The organism is Aromatoleum sp., assembly GCF_032027225.1.
GTDB lineage: Bacteria > Pseudomonadota > Gammaproteobacteria > Burkholderiales > Rhodocyclaceae > Aromatoleum.
Genome location: NZ_JAVSMM010000006.1, coordinates 31,520 through 47,989 on the forward strand (window position 1 = coordinate 31,520; position 16,470 = coordinate 47,989).

A 16,470-nucleotide genomic window follows, 5' to 3' on the forward strand; every position below is an offset into this window, starting at 1 on the left:
CGGCCGTGCGCGGCCCCGGAAGGCCGGCACGACCGGGATTGCGGCGACGCGCCTCAGGCCGGGGTCTGCGACGCCTCGACGGCGGTCAGCGCGGTCATATTGACGATGCGGCGCACCGTCGCCGACGGCGTGAGGATATGCACCGGCTTGGCCGCGCCGAGCAGGATCGGCCCGATCGTCATGCCTTCGCCGGCCGCGGTCTTAAGCAGGTTGAACGCGATGTTGGCGGCGTCGAGCGTCGGGAAGATCAGCAGGTTCGCCGGTTCGCGCATGCGCGCGTTCGGGAAGATGCGCAGGCGCAGCTCGGCGTCGAGCGCGGCGTCGCCGTGCATCTCGCCCTCGACCTCGATCTCGGGATGACGCTCGTGCAGCAACTGCAGCGCGGCGCGCATCTTCTCCGAAGTCGGCGAGTCGGCCGAACCGAACGACGAATGCGACAGCAGCGCGACTTTCGGCGTCAGACCGAAGCGCGACATCTCTTCGGCGGCGAGCAGCGTCATCTCGACGATCTGCTCGGGCGTCGGGTCGTAGTTCACGTAGGTGTCGGCGAGGAACAGCGTGCGCCCGGGCAGGCTCACGACGTTGATCGCGTAGCAGTTCTCGACGCCCGGCTTGCGGCCGATGACCTTCTCGATGAACTCGAGGTGCAGCCGGTGCATCCCGTAGGTGCCGCAGATCAGGCCGTCGCCGTAGCCGTGCTTCAACATCAGCGAGCCGATCAGCGTCGTGCGCCGGCGCACTTCCTTCTTCGCGTAGTCGACCGAGACGCCGTGGCGCTCCATCAGCCGGTGGTAATCCATCCACAACTCCTTGAAGCGCGGATCGGAGTCGGGATTGACGAGCTCGAAGTCGCGCTCGGCGCGGATGCGCAGGCCGAAGCGCTCGATGTTGGTCGCGACAACGTCGGGACGGCCGATCAGGATCGGGCTCGCGAGACCTTCGTCGACGACGGTCTGCACTGCGCGCAGCACGCGCTCGGACTCGCCTTCGGAGAAGATGATGCGCTGACCGGTGCCGCGCGCGGCCGCGAACACGGGCTTCATGATCAGGCCCGAGTGCCAGACGAAGTTGTTCAGCTGACCGCGGTAAGCGTCCCAGTCGGTGATCGGCCGCGTCGCGACGCCCGAGGCCATGCCGGCGACGGCGACCGCGGGCGCGATCTTGACGATCAGGCGCGGGTCGAACGGGCGCGGGATGATGTATTCGGGGCCGAAGCCGGAGACTTTCTCGCCGTAGGCCGCGGCGACGATGTCGCTCTGCTCGGCGCGCGCGAGCTCGGCGATCGCGTGGACCGCGGCGAGCTGCATCTCGTCGGTGATCGTCGTCGCGCCGACGTCGAGCGCGCCGCGGAAGATGAACGGGAAGCACAGCACGTTGTTCACCTGGTTCGGATAGTCCGAACGCCCGGTCGCGATGATCGCGTCGTCACGGACCGCGTGCACCTCTTCCGGCAGGATCTCGGGGATCGGGTTCGCGAGCGCGAGGATCAGCGGCTTCGCCGCCATCTTCGCGACCATGTCGCGCTTGACGACACCACCGGCCGACAGGCCGAGCAGCACGTCCGCGCCATCGATGACTTCGGCGAGCGTGCGCGCCGAAGTCGGCTTCGCGTAGCGCGCCTTGATCGGGTCCATCAGCGCAGTGCGGCCCTCATAGACGACGCCTTCGATGTCGGTGACCCAGATGTTCTCGACCGGGATGCCGAGCTTCTCGAGCAGGCGCAGGCACGCCAGCGCCGCGGCACCGGCGCCGGAGGTCACGAGCTTGATCTTCTTCAGGTCCTTGCCCAGGAGATGCAGGCCGTTGAGCACCGCCGCGCCGACGACGATCGCGGTGCCGTGCTGGTCGTCGTGGAAGACCGGGATGTTCATCCGCTCGCGCAGCTTCGACTCGATGTAGAAGCACTCCGGCGCCTTGATGTCCTCAAGGTTGATGCCGCCGAAGGTCGGCTCGAGCGCGGCGATCATGTCGATCAGCTTGTCCGGGTCGTGCTCGGCGATCTCGAGGTCGAACACGTCGATGCCGGCGAACTTCTTGAACAGCACGCCCTTGCCTTCCATCACCGGCTTCGCGGCGAGCGGGCCGATGTTGCCCAAGCCCAGCACCGCGGTGCCGTTCGTGACGACGCCGATCAGGTTGCTGCGCGCGGTCAGCGTCGCCGCCTCGGCCGGGTCCTCGACGATCGCATCGCACGCGGCGGCCACGCCGGGCGAATAGGCGAGCGACAGATCGCGCTGATTGGACAGCACCTTCGTCGGCATCACCGAGATCTTGCCGGGCTGCGGATATCGGTGGTACTCAAGGGCGGCGGAGCGTATCAGTTCATCCATGGCGGTCTCTTCGTTCGAGTTGTAGGGCGCGGCGAGTGGGACTTCGGGCGCGCGGAGCGCGAAAGCGGGCCCGGCACGAGTATCGAAAGAAAAGCTTTCAATGCCATTTCGGGCCAATGCGCTGACGTGGCATAATATTAGGCTTTCGCCGACTGCGGTTAACCCTAGTACTTTCCGCAGCCGCGACAGCAAGGCGGACGCCTTGCGCCCGCCGGCCAGCACGCCAGAGGCACGACCGACGGGACCGGTTTCGCACGTGCAATCTGGAGAATATCCAACCATGAATCAACGCTTCGCCGAGGCCGCCCTGGCCGCCGCTCCCACCTACGTCCGTCATGAAGGCCTCAAGAAGTGGGTCGCCGGCATCGCCGCCCTCACGCAGCCCGAGCGGGTCGTGTGGTGCGACGGCTCGCAGGACGAGTACGACCGCCTGTGCGCCGAAATGGTCCAGGCCGGCATGCTGGTCAAGCTGAATCCGGAAAAGCGCAAGAATTCCTACCTCGCGTGTTCCGATCCGTCGGACGTCGCGCGCGTCGAAGACCGCACCTACATCTGCTCGAAGGACAAGGCGGACGCCGGTCCGACGAACAACTGGGAAGACCCGGCCGAGATGCGCGACACGCTGAACGGCCTCTTCGCCGGCAGCATGCGCGGCCGCACGATGTACGTGATCCCGTTCTCGATGGGTCCGCTCGGCTCGCCGATCGCGCACATCGGCGTCGAGATCTCCGACAGCCCGTATGTCGTCGTCAACATGCGCACGATGACCCGAATGGGTCGCGCCGTATTCGACGTGCTCGGCGCCGACGGCGAGTTCGTGCCGTGCGTGCATTCGGTCGGCGCGCCGCTGGGCGAGGGCGAGAAGGACAGCCGCTGGCCGTGCAATCCCGACACGAAGTACATCGTGCATTTCCCCGAGACGCGCGAAATCTGGTCGTACGGTTCGGGCTACGGCGGCAACGCGCTGCTCGGCAAGAAGTGCTTCGCGCTGCGCATCGCCTCGACGATGGCGCGCGACGAAGGCTGGCTCGCCGAGCACATGCTGATCCTCGGCGTCGAGTCGCCCGAAGGCGAGAAGACCTACGTCGCGGCGGCCTTCCCGTCGGCCTGCGGCAAGACGAACTTCGCGATGCTGATCCCGCCGAAGAGCTTCAACGGCTGGAAGATCACGACGATCGGCGACGACATCGCGTGGATCAAGCCGGGCAAGGATGGCAAGTTCTACGCCATCAACCCCGAAGCCGGCTTCTTCGGCGTCGCGCCCGGCACGTCCGAGAAGACGAACTACAACGCGATGGCGACGCTGAAGGAAAACATCATCTTCACGAACGTCGCGCTGACCGACGACGGCGACGTGTGGTGGGAAGGCATGAGCAAGGAAGCCCCTGCCCACCTGATCGACTGGCAGGGCAAGGACTGGACGCCGGAGATCGCGAAGGAAACCGGCCGCAAGGCGGCGCACCCGAACTCGCGCTTCACCGCGCCGGCTTCGCAGTGCCCGTCGGTGGATCCGCAGTGGGAAGACCCGGCCGGCGTGCCGATCTCGGCGTTCATCTTCGGCGGCCGGCGCGCGACGACCGTGCCGCTCGTCTATGAAGCGTTCAACTGGAACTTCGGCGTCTATATGGCCGCGACGCTCGGCTCGGAGACGACCGCCGCCGCGTTCGGCGCGCAGGGCGTCGTGCGCCGCGACCCGTTCGCGATGCTGCCGTTCTGCGGCTACCACATGGGCGACTACTTCAACCACTGGCTGAAGATGGGCCACGTCGTCGAGGACACGCCGCGGATCTTCTGCGTGAACTGGTTCCGGATGAACGAGCGCGGCGAATTCATGTGGCCGGGCTTCGGCGAGAACATGCGCGTGCTGAAGTGGATCGTCGACCGCGTGCGCGGCCGCGTCGGCGGCAAGGAAACCAGCCTCGGCTGGATGCCGAAGTTCGAGGACATCGACTGGACCGGCGCCGACGTCACGCGCGAGCAGTTCGACGCGCTGACGAGCGTCGACGCGGATGCATGGAAGAAGGAACTCGCGCTGCACAAGGAATGGTTCGACAAGCTGCAGGATCGCCTGCCGCGCGAACTCGTACTGAAGCGGGAGCTGTTCGAACTGACGCTCGCCGTCTGAGTCCGATCCGCTGCCGGACGCCCGACCGACAGCCCGACCGAAAGCCGAAAGCGCCGATTCGTCGGCGCTTTTTCATTTTCGCCCCTGCCCGCCCTTCATCCCGGCGTTGCCGCTGAAAGGAAACCCGATGACCTCGCACTTCGCCCGACGCCTCGCCGACATCCAGCCCTTTCACGTGATGGAGCTGCTGCGCCGCGCGCGCGAACTCGAGGCGCAAGGGTGCGACATCATCCATATGGAGGTCGGCGAGCCGGACTTCTCGACGCCGCCGCCGATGGTCGAGGCCGCGACCCGCTTTCTCGCGACCGGCGACGTGCAGTACACCGCGGCGCTCGGCCTGCCGCGCCTGCGCGATGCGATCGCCCGCTTCTACCACGACCATCTCAAGGCCGACGTGGCACCGGAGCGCATCGTCGTCACCCCCGGCGCGTCGGGAGCGCTGATCCTCGCGCTGGCCGCGACGACCGACCCCGGCGACGAATGGCTGCTGCCCGACCCCGGCTATCCGTCAAACCGCCACATCGTGCGCAGCTTCGAAGGCGTCGCGCGTGCGCTGCCGGTCGACGCCGCGACGCGCTACCAGCCCACCCCCGGGCAGCTAGGCGCGGCCTGGTCGCCGCGGACCCGTGGCATCGTGGTCGCGAGCCCGTCGAACCCGACCGGCACCCTGCTCGACGCCTCCGAGCTCGTCGCGCTGCGTGACGCGGTGCGGGCGCGCGCCGGGACGCTGATCGTCGACGAGATATATCAGGGCCTCACGTACGGCGTCGACGCGAGCACGGTGCTGCAGTCGGTCGACGATGTCTTCGTCGTGAACAGCTTCTCGAAGTACTTCGGCATGACCGGCTGGCGGCTAGGATGGCTCGTCGTGCCGGCCGGCTACGAGCGGGAAATCGAGAAGCTCGCGCAGCACTTCTTCATCTCCGCGTCGACTCCGGCCCAGCACGCGGCGCTCGCCGCGTTCGCGCCGGCGACGATCGAGCTTCTCGAAGCGCGCCGCGCCGAGTTCGCCGTGCGCCGCGACACGCTATTGCCCGCGCTGCGCGAGCTCGGCTTCGTCGTCGCGGCCGAGCCGCAGGGCGCGTTCTACATCTACGCGGACGTGTCGCGCCTCGCCGATGACAGCGCCGCCCTCGCCCATCGCCTCATCGAGGAGGCCGGCGTCGCCGCGACGCCCGGTCTGGACTTCGGCGATCACGAGTCGCGCCGTCATCTGCGGATCGCCTATACGACCCGAGCCGAGCGGCTGCTCGAAGCCGCCGAACGGATCGAACGACTCCATCTGTCGCGTTGAGCGCCGGGCGCCACGCGCTCCGTGCGGGAATGCCGGCGGCCTGGCAGCGACCGGATGTCGAGAACGCCGATCAGGCGTCGGTAGCGCTCGGCAGGTCTCGACCGGCTGCAGTCAGCAAGCGGCGCTTCATCGCCAGCACCTTGTTCGCGTAACGCGCCTGCGGATCGCTGAGCGCGCCACCGTAGTACTGCAGCGCAACCTGCAGGCTGCCGAAGCGGCGCAGGCCTTCGGCAAGGACCTGCGTGCCGACGCGCACATTGGTCTGCGGGTCGAACAGCGGATTCTTCCCGCGCGCATCGCCGATCTTGTCCATGTGGTAGCGCGGAATCACCTGCATCAAGCCCTGCGCGCCCATGCTGCTGACAGCGACCGGGTTGAAGCTCGATTCGATCGCCATCATCGCGACGATCAGCAAGGGATCGATGCCGGAAGTGCGGCCGTGCTGCTCGGCGGCGGCGAGCACCGGGTCGAGCTCCTTCGTCGGCACCTTGTAGCGCCCCGCGACGTAGTCGCGCACGCGGCGCATTTCGGACGAGAGCACTTCCTCGACGATCGCGGAGCGCCGGACCGGCTCCTTCAGCGCAAGAACGGGCACCGCTGGCACGGGCTCCGCCGCCGCGACGGCAAAGGTCTCGCTCGCCGCGCCGCTGCCGCTCACTCCGACGTCGGCAAACGCGACAGGTTCATGTTTGAGATAGCCGGTACCGAGCCATCCCGCTACGAGCATGCCCGCCACCACCGTGGAGGCCTGGGCAAAATGGGTGACGGCGTCGGACGCGGTTCGCTTCCGCCCGTCACGAGTTGCGTTGACCATGGTTCCTCCGTGCTGCGATCGGGCACATCGATCTCCCGCGGCGCCAAAAAACGGCGTGACGGTGCCCTTGGTCTTGCTTGGGCTGGGAACCGGCGCGGCAGAACTGCCGACACCCGATATCGACGTACTCGGTCTTCAGTGGTCGTTGAGGCAAGCCGACGCAACTTGACGACGTGCCCCCGCGGTGCGCGCGGCCATGCTGTTATGCGCCGTCCTCCCTCGGGGAAAACCCGGCGCCGCACCTTATCTATTCAATCTAATCAAGACGTTGCTACTGGTTACTGCGACGCAGCAACGGCTGAAATGTATTTATCGGAGGCATCCCTGTCAACGCGCGCGGGGCAAGATCGAGTCCCGCTGCGGGGGAATTCGGGCGGCAATCCTTTGTGTCGCGCGGGTTTTTCGTTTTGTGAGGAAATGTAGATTTCGACGCGAAAGCAGGGTTTCGGGCTTGACGCCGTGCGAATTTCGCGAGCGAAACTAACCCATTCAGAGTATCCGGGCATACCGCAGCAATGCTTTCCGGCTCGGCCCGACGGCCATCCGTGGCGCTCGCCGTTCCCCGGGGCAACAGCAGTCGCGTCCGGCCCCATTGCTAGCGGACGGCAGCGGGCGTCGTATGGGTGGCAGACCTCGCGATACGGCGCCCGTCGACGCCGGATAGGGGCCCCAGCAAACGGGCGTAACGACCCTTAGCGCTCCCGTCGCCAGCGTTGGGCAAACCGCTGCGCATCGCCGATGAAGGCGAAGAAGTCCGCCTCGAAGCCTGCGTAATCGGCGACCAAGTCGGCACCGCTGCCGCGCAGCAGGTTTTCCCGGCTCAGCCGCACGCCGATGCGGTCGAGCGCGAGCGCGGTGCTGTCGATCGAGCGGTACGAACCGAGCCAGTCGGTTTCGCGCATCCGCGGCAGGATCTCCAGCAGCCGCGGCGGCAGCAGCGCCGCATTCGCATCCATCAGGCGATACATCCGGGCCGTGAAGGCATCGAGCGGCTCGGCGTGGAAGCGGCTCCAGTGCAGCGCGAGGAAGTGGTCGTAGACCATGTCGACGATCACTCCCGCGACACGACGGCGCGGCGGAGAAACGCGCGCGCGGCTGCGTCCGAAAGCCGCTTCGGTTTCAGCGAACACGTCGATCAGGCGGTGCAGCTTCACGCCGGCAGCTACGTCCGCGGGCAGCCCGGCGGGCAACGGCCCCTTGACGAAATCGCCGATCAGACCGCCGAGCTGGTCTGCGGGCGCATCGCCGGCGAGAAAGGCATGTGCGAGGAAGTTCATCGGAAGGAGACGGGTAGGGAGCTCACAGGAGGGACGGCGCCGCTCGTCGGGAGTTCAGAGCACGGTGCGAAGTGGTCGAAGTCCCGACCTCATCGCCCCCGCTCGCGCGCAATCCGCGCGACTTCGGCGTGGCGAAAACACCCGACCGGGTGGTCATTGACGATGCCGACCGCCTGCATGAACGCGTAGCAGATCGTGCTGCCGACGAACTTGAAACCGCGCGAGCGCAGCGCCTTGCTCATCGCGTCCGACGTCGGCGTCGAGGCCGGCACGTCGGCGGGCGACGCGAACGCGTTGTCGACCTGGCGTCCGCCGGTGAAGCCCCACAGCCACGCGACCGGGTCGATGCCCGCCTCGCGCAGCGCGAGCCAGGCACGCGCATTGCCGATCGCGGCGTCGATCTTCGCCCGGTTGCGGACGATGCCGGCGTCCGCGAGAAGCTCGGTCTTCTTCGCGTCGTCGTAGCGCGCGATGCGTTCCGGATCGAAGCCGTCGAAGACTTCGCGATAGCGCGTGCGCTTCTTCAACACCGTGATCCACGACAGCCCCGCCTGCGCGCCTTCGAGCAGCAGATATTCGAACAGCCGGCGCTCGTCATCGACCGGCACGCCCCACTCGGTGTCGTGATACGCACGGTAGAGCGGGTCGGCGCCGGCCCATGCGCAGCGGCGCGGAAAATCATCGTCGGAGTTCAAGCGGACGCCTCGTGCAGAGCAGGTTTCGATCGGGATCGGACAGGCGGAAGTTTACCCGCAAGCGCGTCGCATCTTGGTCCGCAGCCGAAGCGCGGCCGCCGCCGTCGGCGGTCGGCGTGACGCCGCGGGGAAGCACGCCGGACGGATGTTTGTCACCGATCAATACATTTGTGCAAAACGGTTCCCGACTAAACTGTCTGGTCCCTCGGACAAATGAGGAGACGAATCGATGTGTGGAATCGCCGGAGAGATCCGTTTTGACGCCGTTGAGGCCGACGCCGCCGCGGTCGGGCGCATCGCCGAAACGCTCCGCCCGCGCGGGCCCGACGCGAGCGGCACATACCAGCAGGGACGTGTCGCGTTCGCGCACCGTCGGCTGAAGATCATCGATCTGAGCGAGCGCGCGCAACAGCCGATGGTCGCCCCGGATCTCGGCCTGACACTGGTCTTCAACGGCTGCATCTACAACTATCGCGAACTGCGCGCCGAACTCGAAAATCTCGGCGAACGCTTCTTTTCCGACGGCGACACCGAAGTCCTGCTGCGCGCGTATCGGCACTGGGGCATCGGTTGCGTGTCGCGGCTGCACGGGATGTTCGCGTTCGCGATCCACGAACGCGACAGCGGCCGCGTCGTGCTCGCGCGCGACCGCTTCGGCATCAAGCCGCTGTACCTCGCCGAGTCGGCCGACGGACGCCGGCTGCGCTTCGCGTCGTCGCTGCCGGCGCTGCTCGCGGGCGGGGACGTCGATACGCGCATCGACCCGGTCGCGCTCGAGCATTACCTGATGTGGCACGCGGTCGTGCCGCCGCCGCTGACCATTCTGCGCGGCGTGCGCAAGCTGCCGCCGGCGACCGTCGCGGTCTTCCAGCCCGACGGCACGCGGCAGGACAGCTGCTACTGGAATCCTCCGTTCGCGACCGACCTCGCGCTCGCCGCGGCGCCCGTCGAAGAGCGCGAGCGCCTCGTGCAGACGGCGCTCGAGATCGCGGTGGAACGGCGCATGGTCGCCGACGTGCCGGTCGGCGTGCTGCTGTCGGGCGGGGTCGATTCGAGCCTGATCGTGTCGCTGCTCGCGCGCGCCGGCCAGAAGGACCTCAACACCTTCTCGATCGGCTTCGAGGCCGCGAACGGCGAGCTCGGTGACGAGTTCAAGTACTCCGACCTGATCGCCGCCGAGTTCGGCACGCGCCATCACAAGATGCGCATCGACGACGCGACGCTGCTCGCGACGCTGCCCGACGCGATCCGCGCGATGTCCGAGCCGATGGTCAGCTACGACAACATCGGCTTCTACCTGCTGTCGAAGGAAGTCTCGCGCCACGTGAAGGTCGTGCAGAGCGGCCAGGGCGCGGACGAGGTGTTCGCCGGCTACCACTGGTATCCGCCGCTCGCCGCAAGCGGCGACGCCGTCGCTGACTACATGCGCGTGTTCTTCGACCGCGACCCCGAGGAGTACCTGCGCACGGTTACCGACGCGTACGCCGCGCCGGGCGCGAGCCGCGACTTCGTCGCCGCGCACTTCGCCCGTCCCGGCGCAGCGACGCCGCTCGATCGCGCGCTGCGGCTCGACTCGACCGTGATGCTCGTCGACGACCCGGTGAAGCGGGTCGACAACATGACGATGGCCTGGGGCCTGGAAGCGCGCGTGCCCTTCCTCGACCACGAACTGGTCGAGCTCGCCGCGCGCCTGCCCGAGCAGGACAAGCTCGGCGACCGCGGCAAGGCGGTGCTGAAATCGATCGCGCGCCGGCTGCTGCCGAACGAAGTCATCGACCGGCCGAAAGGCTACTTCCCGGTGCCGACGCTGAAATACCTGTCGGGCCCGACGCTCGACTGGGTCCGCGACGCGCTGCACAGCCCGTCGGCCCGGGCGCGCGGGCTGTTCCGCGAGGACTACCTCGACATGCTGCTCGCGGCACCCGAGCGCCACATCACGCCGCTGCGCGGCTCGAAGCTGTGGCAGGTCGCGCTGCTCGAACTGTGGCTGCAGTCCCACGGCCTGTGAGCGGAGGCGACGACATGAACGCAACGCACGAACGCAACCCGCTCGACCCGCAGGACATGATGTCGCTGCGCCACTGGGAAGACCCGACCGGCGACCCGGATCTCGAAGCCGCCGACAACGACTCGATGGTCGATTGCGGCTGGGGCCGACTGATCTTCGGCCAGACCTTCGCCGACCCGCACACGCTCGCCGACGCGATCTGCCACGAGCAACCGGGCAAGCGCGACATCGCGCTGTACCTGCGCGACCCGCAGGTCGTCGTGTCGCTCGCGCCGCAGGATCTCTTCATCGATCCGTCGTACACGTATCGACTCGCGCTGTCGCGCGCGCCCGGCCCGGCGGACGCGGGCTGGAACATCCGGCGGGCGCGGGTGCAGGACGCGGAGGCGATCCGGCGCATCTACCAGACCCGCCAGATGGTCCCGCCACCGAAGAGCTTTTTCGCGACGGTCGAGGATCGGGACGAGATCGACGTGCTCGTCGCGGAGGACAGCAGCGGCATCATCGGCGTCGTGACCGGCATCGATCACGTGCGCGCATTCAACGACCCGGACGGCGGCGCGAGCCTGTGGGCGCTCGCCGCCGACTCGCAGAGCTGTCACCAGGGCGTCGGCGCGGGCCTGACACGCGCGCTCGCCGACCTGTTCCGCGCGCGCGGGCGCACCTTCCTCGACCTGTCGGTCGTGCATGACAACGCGCAGGCGATCGCGCTGTACGAGAAGCTCGGCTTCGTGCGCGTGCCGGTGTATTGCGTGAAGAAGAAGAACCCGATCAACGAGCCGCTGTTCCTCGGCCCGAACGGGGCCGCGGACCTCAACATCTACGCCGGGATCCTCGTGCGCGAAGCGCGCCGGCGCGGCATCGGGGTCGAAGTGCTCGACGCCGACAACGGCTACTTCCGGCTGACGCTCGGCGGGCGTTCGATCACGTGCCGGGAATCGCTGTCCGAGCTCACGTCGGCGATCGCAATGAGCCGCTGCGACGACAAGAGCCTGACGCTGCGCGTGCTCGCCGCCGCCGGCCTGTCGGTCCCGGCGCAGATCGACGCGAACGACGACGCCGCGGTCGAAGCCTTCCTCGCGCACCACGGCCGCGTCGTCGTCAAGCCGGTGCGCGGCGAACAGGGCCAGGGCGTGCGGGTCGACCTGCAGTGGCTCGACGACATGCGCGCGGCGATCGACGCCGCACGCCGCTTCAGCGACCACGTCATCGTCGAGCAGATGGTCTCCGGCGACGACCTGCGCATCGTCGTCATCGACCACCGCGTCGTCGCCGCCGCGACGCGCCGGCCGGCGGAGGTCGTCGGCGACGGCCGCAGCAGCGTCCGCGCACTGATCGAACGCCAGAGCCGGCGGCGCCAGCTCGCGACCGCCGGCGAGAGCCGCATCCCGATCGACGACGAGACCGGACGTTGCCTCGCCGAACAGGGCTACACGCTCGACGGCATCCCGGCCGCCGGCACACGGGTCGCGGTGCGCAAGACCGCGAACCTGCATACCGGCGGCACGATCCACGACGTCACGCCGATCCTGCATCCGGGCTTGCGCGATGCCGCCGAGCGCGCGTCGCGCGCGCTGGAGATCCCGGTCGTCGGCTTCGACTTCATCGTCACCGCGCCCGACCGGCCCGACTACGTGATCATCGAGGCGAACGAGCGGCCCGGACTCGCGAACCACGAGCCGCAGCCGACCTCCGAGCGCTTCATCGACCTGCTGTTCCCGCAGACCGTCGCGGCGAACCGCGACAGCGGCCACGGAGGCGCGAATGGCGCCTGATCGCGACTACCTCAAGGACGTCCTGAACCGCCTGTTGAACACGCCGAGCCCGTCGGGGATGACCGACGCGGTCGTGCATCTGGCGTGCGGCGAGCTGCGCGAGCTCGGCATCCCCTACGAGCTCACGCGGCGAGGCGCAATCCGCGCGCGGCTCGAGGGCGTGCGGCGCACTCCCGCCCGCGCCGTCGTCGCCCACCTCGACACGCTCGGCGCGATGGTCAAGGGCTACCTGCCGAACGGCCGGCTGCAGGTCGTACCGATCGACTTCTGGTCGGCGCGCTTCGCCGAAGGCGCGCGCGTGACGATCTACTCGGACGGTGGCGTGATCCACTGCGGCACGCTTCTGCCGGCGAAGGCCTCCGGCCACACCTTCAACCTCGAGATCGACACGCAGCCGGTCAGTTGGGACAACCTCGAATTGCGCATCGACGCGCGTACGCGCAGCGAAGCCGAGACCCGCGCGCTCGGCATCCATGTCGGCGACACGATTGCGGTGCATTCGCGGCCGGAGTTCGGCGCCGAAGGCTTCGTCAATGCCCGCCATCTCGACGACAAGGCCGGCGTCGCGGCGATCCTCGCGGCGCTGCGCGCGATCCGCGAGTCCGGCGAGCTGCCGCCGGTCGACTGCTTCCCGCTGTTCACGATCTCCGAGGAGGTCGGCGTCGGCGCGTCGCACGTGATGCACGGCGACGTCGCGGAGCTGATCTCGATCGACAACGGCACCGTCGCGGAGGGCCAGTACACCTGCGAATTCGGCGTCACGATCGCGATGCAGGATTCGAGCGGGCCGTTCGACTGGCACCTGACGCGGCGTCTGCTCGACTTGTGCGCGACGCAGGGTATCGAGCATTCGCGGGACGTGTTCCGCTACTACCGCAGCGACGCCGCGTCGGCGCTCGAAGCGGGCAACGACATCCGCACCGCGCTGGTGTGCTTCGGCCTCGACGCGTCGCACGGCCACGAGCGCGTGCACCTCGACTCGCTCGACGCGCTCGCGCGGCTGCTCGTCGCGTACCTGACGAGCCCGCCGCTGTTCCACCGCGATCGCACGCCGCTCGGACCGATGGACGACTTCCCGCCCGGTGAGACGCAGACGCCCGACTGGCACGAACATCTTCCCGATTCCCCAGCCGACGAGTGACCGGCTCGACGTGACCGCGCTGATCGCGAGCCTCGGTATCGGCGGCATCGCGCTCGCGGCGCACAACATCCGTGGCGGCCGATCCGCGCCGCGATCGAGGCGCAGCACGGCAAGCTCCGCTTCGACCGCGCGCATTTCAAGGGCTTCGGCGCGTCGTCGCTGGAGTTCGAGGCGGTCTATATCGTGCTGAGCGCCGATTTCAACATCTACATGGACGTGCAGCAGGCGATCAACCTGCAGCTCGTGCGCGCGTTCGCCGAGCGCGACATCAAGTTCGCGCTCCCGACGCCCACGCTCCATCTGAACGGCGGACTGCAGCTCGAAGGCGATGGCGACGTCGGTCGTTCGCGGACGAAAAAGCCGGCGTCGGACGAGGCCGACGCGCGACCTTCCCCGGTCATCGTGCCGGTCGAAGCGGCGCGAGCGGGCGCCCGCTGACGGGCGCCGGTGCGCCGAGCGCCCGAACTTCATCCGCGCTTACGCCCCCCGGAAACCCGCGACCGGCGGCCGCGGTGCGGGCGATATCCTCCCGACTGACGTAACGGCAGCTTGCGGAACCCGTCGGTCATCGCCTATCCTCGCGCTGTTTTCGATCCGGGTTCCCCGCCATGCGACCGCGTGACGGGGTGAAACGGGAAGTCCGGTGACGTCCGGGGACGAGATCCCCGACCAGTCCGGCGCAGCCCCCGCTGCTGTAAGCCTGACGGATTCGCCAGATGCCACTGAGCCTTGCGCTCGGGAAGGCGGCGAAATCCGAAAGAAGGCAAGCCAGAAGACCGGCCCGATCGAATAGTTAGGTTTGTGCCCCGGGGTGAGGGCTTGCCGACTGGATTTCGATCGCGTCTGACGCGGGCATCGCAGCCTGCCCCGCCGCAGTCATCGACCAGCCACAAGAATCGACCGGATCGTCCGCGGTTTTCGCGGTTGCGGTCTGTCGTCTCCGCTCCCGGTGCGCGTTCGTCACGCATTCGTCGGGAGCTGGCATGCAGATCGATCAATCCGGGCCGCGCGAGGTCGCCGCTTTCACCGCCCGTCGGGCGCCCAGGGGCAGCTGATGGCGACGGGCACCGTGTGGTTCGTCGGCGCCGGGCCGGGCGATCCGGACCTCATCACCGTCAAGGGCCGCCGCCTGCTGGAACAGGCGGGCGGCATCCTGTTCGCCGGTTCGCTCGTCGACCAGGCGGCGACGCGGTATGCACCCGAAAACTGCGCGATCCGCGACTCGAAGGACATGACGCTCGAAGAGATGGGCGCGTGGCTGATCGACGCCGCGGCGCGCAATGAAACCGTCGTGCGCCTGCAGACCGGCGACCCGGGCCTGTATGGGGCGCTGGTCGAGATGGCGCGGCTCCTCGACGCCGCCGGCGTGCCGTGGAAGGTCGTGCCGGGCGTGTCTTCCGCGATGGCCTCGGCCGCTGCCGCCGGCGAGACGCTGACGCTGCCCGAAGTCACGCAGACCGTGATCCTGACGCGCGTCGCCGGCCGCACGCCGATGCCGCCGGGCGAGGAGCTCGACGCGCTCGCGGCCCATCGCACGACGCTGTGCATCTTCCTGTCGATCACGCTGCTGCACGAAGTGCAGGACGCGCTGCGCCGGGCCGGCTGGCCGGAAGATGCGCCGATCCTGGTCGTGCAGAAGGCGAGCTGGCCGGGAGAGGAGAAGGTCGTCCGCGGCACGCTCGCCGACATCAAGAAGAAGTGCCAGGCCGAGAAAATCGCCTCGCAGGCGATGATCATCGCGAGCCCGGCGCTGGGCGCGCGCGACTGGCCCGAAGTCGCCCGCTCGAAACTCTACGATCCCGCGTTCAGCCACCGCTTCCGCCGCGCCGCGGCTGTCGCGCTCGCAGGCGCGGAGATCCCCGTAGCGCGCGGCGAAGCACGTTCCGTTTCGTCGGCGCCGAGCGAGGCGACGAAACACCCGGCCCCGTCCGCGGCGAGCTTGTCGAACGCCACGCCCTCGCCGGAGCTGCGCCAGGACGCCCCCAAACCCGGCCGAAAGGCTCGCCACGTACCACCAAGCGGAGAACGCACATGACGGCGCACGACACGACTGTCCTGCTGGTCGGCCACGGCTCGCGCCGACGCGCGGGCAACGACGAGATCGAGCGCTTCGCCGCCGAATGGCGCGCACGCCGACCCGGGTGGCGCATCGAAGTGTGCTTCATCGAGTACGCCGACGTGCTGCTCGACGCCGGCCTCGACCGCGCCGCGGCGCACGTCGGGCGCGTGATCGTGATCCCCTTCATCCTGAATGCCGCCGGCCACGTGAAGATGGAAATTCCCGCCGCGATCGACGCGGCGCGCGCACGTCACCCCGACGTCGCCTTCCACTGCACGCGCCACCTCGGCATGGGGCGCGAAGTCTTCGCGGTGCTGATGGCGCGGCTCGACCGTCTGATGGACGAGCTCCACATGCCCGATCCGCGCACGACCGGCGTGATCCTGCTCGGCCGCGGTTCGTCCGACGCGGGCGCGAACGGCGAGCTCGCGAAGATGGCGCGCTGGGTGTTCGAGGACGGCGACCACGAGCTCGTCGACCTCGCCTTCACCAGCGTGACCTGGCCTCGGCTCGAGACCGCGGTGCAGCGCCAGGTACACCTGGGGATGACGCAGATCGCGGTGGTGCCGGTGTATCTCTTCACCGGCGTGCTGATCGAACGCATCGACGCACAAGTCGCGCGGCTGCGCGCGCAGTATCCGCAGATCGCGTTCGCGCTCGGCACGCACTTCGGCTTCGACAAGGGCATTTTCGAGCTGGTCGACGCGCGCGTCGCCGATGCCGGGGGCGCGGAAGGCAGCCTCCTCGAATGCGACGGTTGCAAGTACCGTCTCGCCGCCGAGGCCGAGCATCTGCACGACCACAGCCACACCGCAGGTCACCAGGCGTCCGGCGGGGACGACGATCGGCATCACCGCCACGATCACGTCCACCACGCCGACGGTCACGACCATGCCTGCGCCCACCCTCACGCGCCGCACACCGGCTGCGCACATCACGCCCACGCCTGAAA

At 68.3% G+C, this 16,470-nt stretch carries 11 protein-coding genes, 1 pseudogene and 1 riboswitch; of the genes and pseudogenes, 8 read left to right on the top strand and 4 right to left on the bottom strand.

Going from position 1 to position 16,470, the window contains the following annotated elements; all coding sequences use genetic code 11:
- Positions 1-53 precede the first annotated feature (53 nt).
- Entirely contained in the window at positions 54-2,330 is a 2,277-nt protein-coding gene (locus ROZ37_RS08655; protein WP_312658907.1) for an NADP-dependent malic enzyme, read from the bottom strand.
- A gap of 280 nt (positions 2,331-2,610) precedes the next feature.
- Here ROZ37_RS08655 and ROZ37_RS08660 point away from each other — a divergent pair, with 280 nt between their 5' ends.
- Both ROZ37_RS08660 and ROZ37_RS08665 read left to right on the top strand, forming a co-directional pair.
- Positions 2,611-4,455, top strand: coding sequence for a phosphoenolpyruvate carboxykinase (GTP) (locus ROZ37_RS08660; protein ID WP_312658908.1), 1,845 nt, complete (start codon positions 2,611-2,613; stop codon positions 4,453-4,455).
- Between the two features lie 127 nt (positions 4,456-4,582).
- Positions 4,583-5,749, top strand: coding sequence for a pyridoxal phosphate-dependent aminotransferase (locus ROZ37_RS08665; protein ID WP_312658910.1), 1,167 nt, complete (start codon positions 4,583-4,585; stop codon positions 5,747-5,749).
- A gap of 70 nt (positions 5,750-5,819) precedes the next feature.
- Here the strand turns inward: ROZ37_RS08665 and ROZ37_RS08670 are convergent, their stop codons facing one another.
- The 3 genes from ROZ37_RS08670 to ROZ37_RS08680 all read right to left on the bottom strand — a co-directional run bounded on the left by ROZ37_RS08670 (position 5,820) and on the right by ROZ37_RS08680 (position 8,535).
- Positions 5,820-6,563, bottom strand: coding sequence for a transglycosylase SLT domain-containing protein (locus ROZ37_RS08670; protein ID WP_312658911.1), 744 nt, complete (start codon positions 6,561-6,563; stop codon positions 5,820-5,822).
- A 692-nt stretch (positions 6,564-7,255) separates the two neighbouring features.
- Entirely contained in the window at positions 7,256-7,840 is a 585-nt protein-coding gene (locus tag ROZ37_RS08675; protein WP_312658912.1) for an ACP phosphodiesterase, read from the bottom strand.
- A gap of 89 nt (positions 7,841-7,929) precedes the next feature.
- Positions 7,930-8,535 carry a DNA-3-methyladenine glycosylase I gene (locus ROZ37_RS08680; RefSeq protein WP_312658913.1) on the bottom strand — a complete coding sequence of 202 codons (606 nt, stop codon included), beginning with the start codon at positions 8,533-8,535 and terminating at the stop codon, positions 7,930-7,932.
- A 229-nt stretch (positions 8,536-8,764) separates the two neighbouring features.
- Here ROZ37_RS08680 and ROZ37_RS08685 point away from each other — a divergent pair, with 229 nt between their 5' ends.
- The 6 genes and pseudogenes from ROZ37_RS08685 to ROZ37_RS08710 all read left to right on the top strand — a co-directional run bounded on the left by ROZ37_RS08685 (position 8,765) and on the right by ROZ37_RS08710 (position 16,468).
- Positions 8,765-10,543 (top strand): N-acetylglutaminylglutamine amidotransferase, encoded by a 1,779-nt coding sequence (locus ROZ37_RS08685; protein WP_312658914.1) that lies wholly within the window; start codon positions 8,765-8,767, stop codon positions 10,541-10,543.
- 14 nt (positions 10,544-10,557) lie between these two features.
- Positions 10,558-12,318 carry an N-acetylglutaminylglutamine synthetase gene (gene ngg, locus ROZ37_RS08690; protein WP_312658915.1) on the top strand — a complete coding sequence of 587 codons (1,761 nt, stop codon included), beginning with the start codon at positions 10,558-10,560 and terminating at the stop codon, positions 12,316-12,318.
- A complete protein-coding gene (locus tag ROZ37_RS08695; RefSeq protein ID WP_312658916.1) occupies positions 12,308-13,459 on the top strand; it encodes an osmoprotectant NAGGN system M42 family peptidase in 1,152 nt (383 codons plus the stop codon). The genes ngg and ROZ37_RS08695 overlap by 11 nt, the downstream gene beginning before the upstream one ends.
- Before the next feature lie 93 nt (positions 13,460-13,552).
- Positions 13,553-13,897 carry a hypothetical protein gene (locus ROZ37_RS08700; RefSeq protein ID WP_409449946.1) on the top strand — a complete coding sequence of 115 codons (345 nt, stop codon included), beginning with the start codon at positions 13,553-13,555 and terminating at the stop codon, positions 13,895-13,897.
- Between the two features lie 141 nt (positions 13,898-14,038).
- A riboswitch (cobalamin riboswitch) is annotated at positions 14,039-14,259 on the top strand.
- Between the two features lie 254 nt (positions 14,260-14,513).
- Positions 14,514-15,299: pseudogene (gene cobM / locus ROZ37_RS08705) on the top strand (precorrin-4 C(11)-methyltransferase); the annotation flags it as partial.
- A 191-nt stretch (positions 15,300-15,490) separates the two neighbouring features.
- Entirely contained in the window at positions 15,491-16,468 is a 978-nt protein-coding gene (locus ROZ37_RS08710) for a sirohydrochlorin chelatase (RefSeq protein WP_312658918.1), read from the top strand.
- The last annotated feature ends 2 nt before the right edge of the window (positions 16,469-16,470 follow it).

What these genes read in the sequence shown, in the direction of transcription:
- ROZ37_RS08685 (WP_312658914.1), top strand. Translation starts at nt 8,765, where the DNA reads ATGTGTGGAATCGCCGGAGAGATCCGTTTTGACGCCGTTGAGGCCGAC.
- ngg (WP_312658915.1), top strand. Translation starts at nt 10,558, where the DNA reads ATGAACGCAACGCACGAACGCAACCCGCTCGACCCGCAGGACATGATG.
- ROZ37_RS08675 (WP_312658912.1), bottom strand. Translation starts at nt 7,840, where the DNA reads ATGAACTTCCTCGCACATGCCTTTCTCGCCGGCGATGCGCCCGCAGAC.
- ROZ37_RS08670 (WP_312658911.1), bottom strand. Translation starts at nt 6,563, where the DNA reads ATGGTCAACGCAACTCGTGACGGGCGGAAGCGAACCGCGTCCGACGCC.
- ROZ37_RS08710 (WP_312658918.1), top strand. Translation starts at nt 15,491, where the DNA reads ATGACGGCGCACGACACGACTGTCCTGCTGGTCGGCCACGGCTCGCGC.
- ROZ37_RS08655 (WP_312658907.1), bottom strand. Translation starts at nt 2,330, where the DNA reads ATGGATGAACTGATACGCTCCGCCGCCCTTGAGTACCACCGATATCCG.
- ROZ37_RS08695 (WP_312658916.1), top strand. Translation starts at nt 12,308, where the DNA reads ATGGCGCCTGATCGCGACTACCTCAAGGACGTCCTGAACCGCCTGTTG.
- ROZ37_RS08665 (WP_312658910.1), top strand. Translation starts at nt 4,583, where the DNA reads ATGACCTCGCACTTCGCCCGACGCCTCGCCGACATCCAGCCCTTTCAC.
- ROZ37_RS08660 (WP_312658908.1), top strand. Translation starts at nt 2,611, where the DNA reads ATGAATCAACGCTTCGCCGAGGCCGCCCTGGCCGCCGCTCCCACCTAC.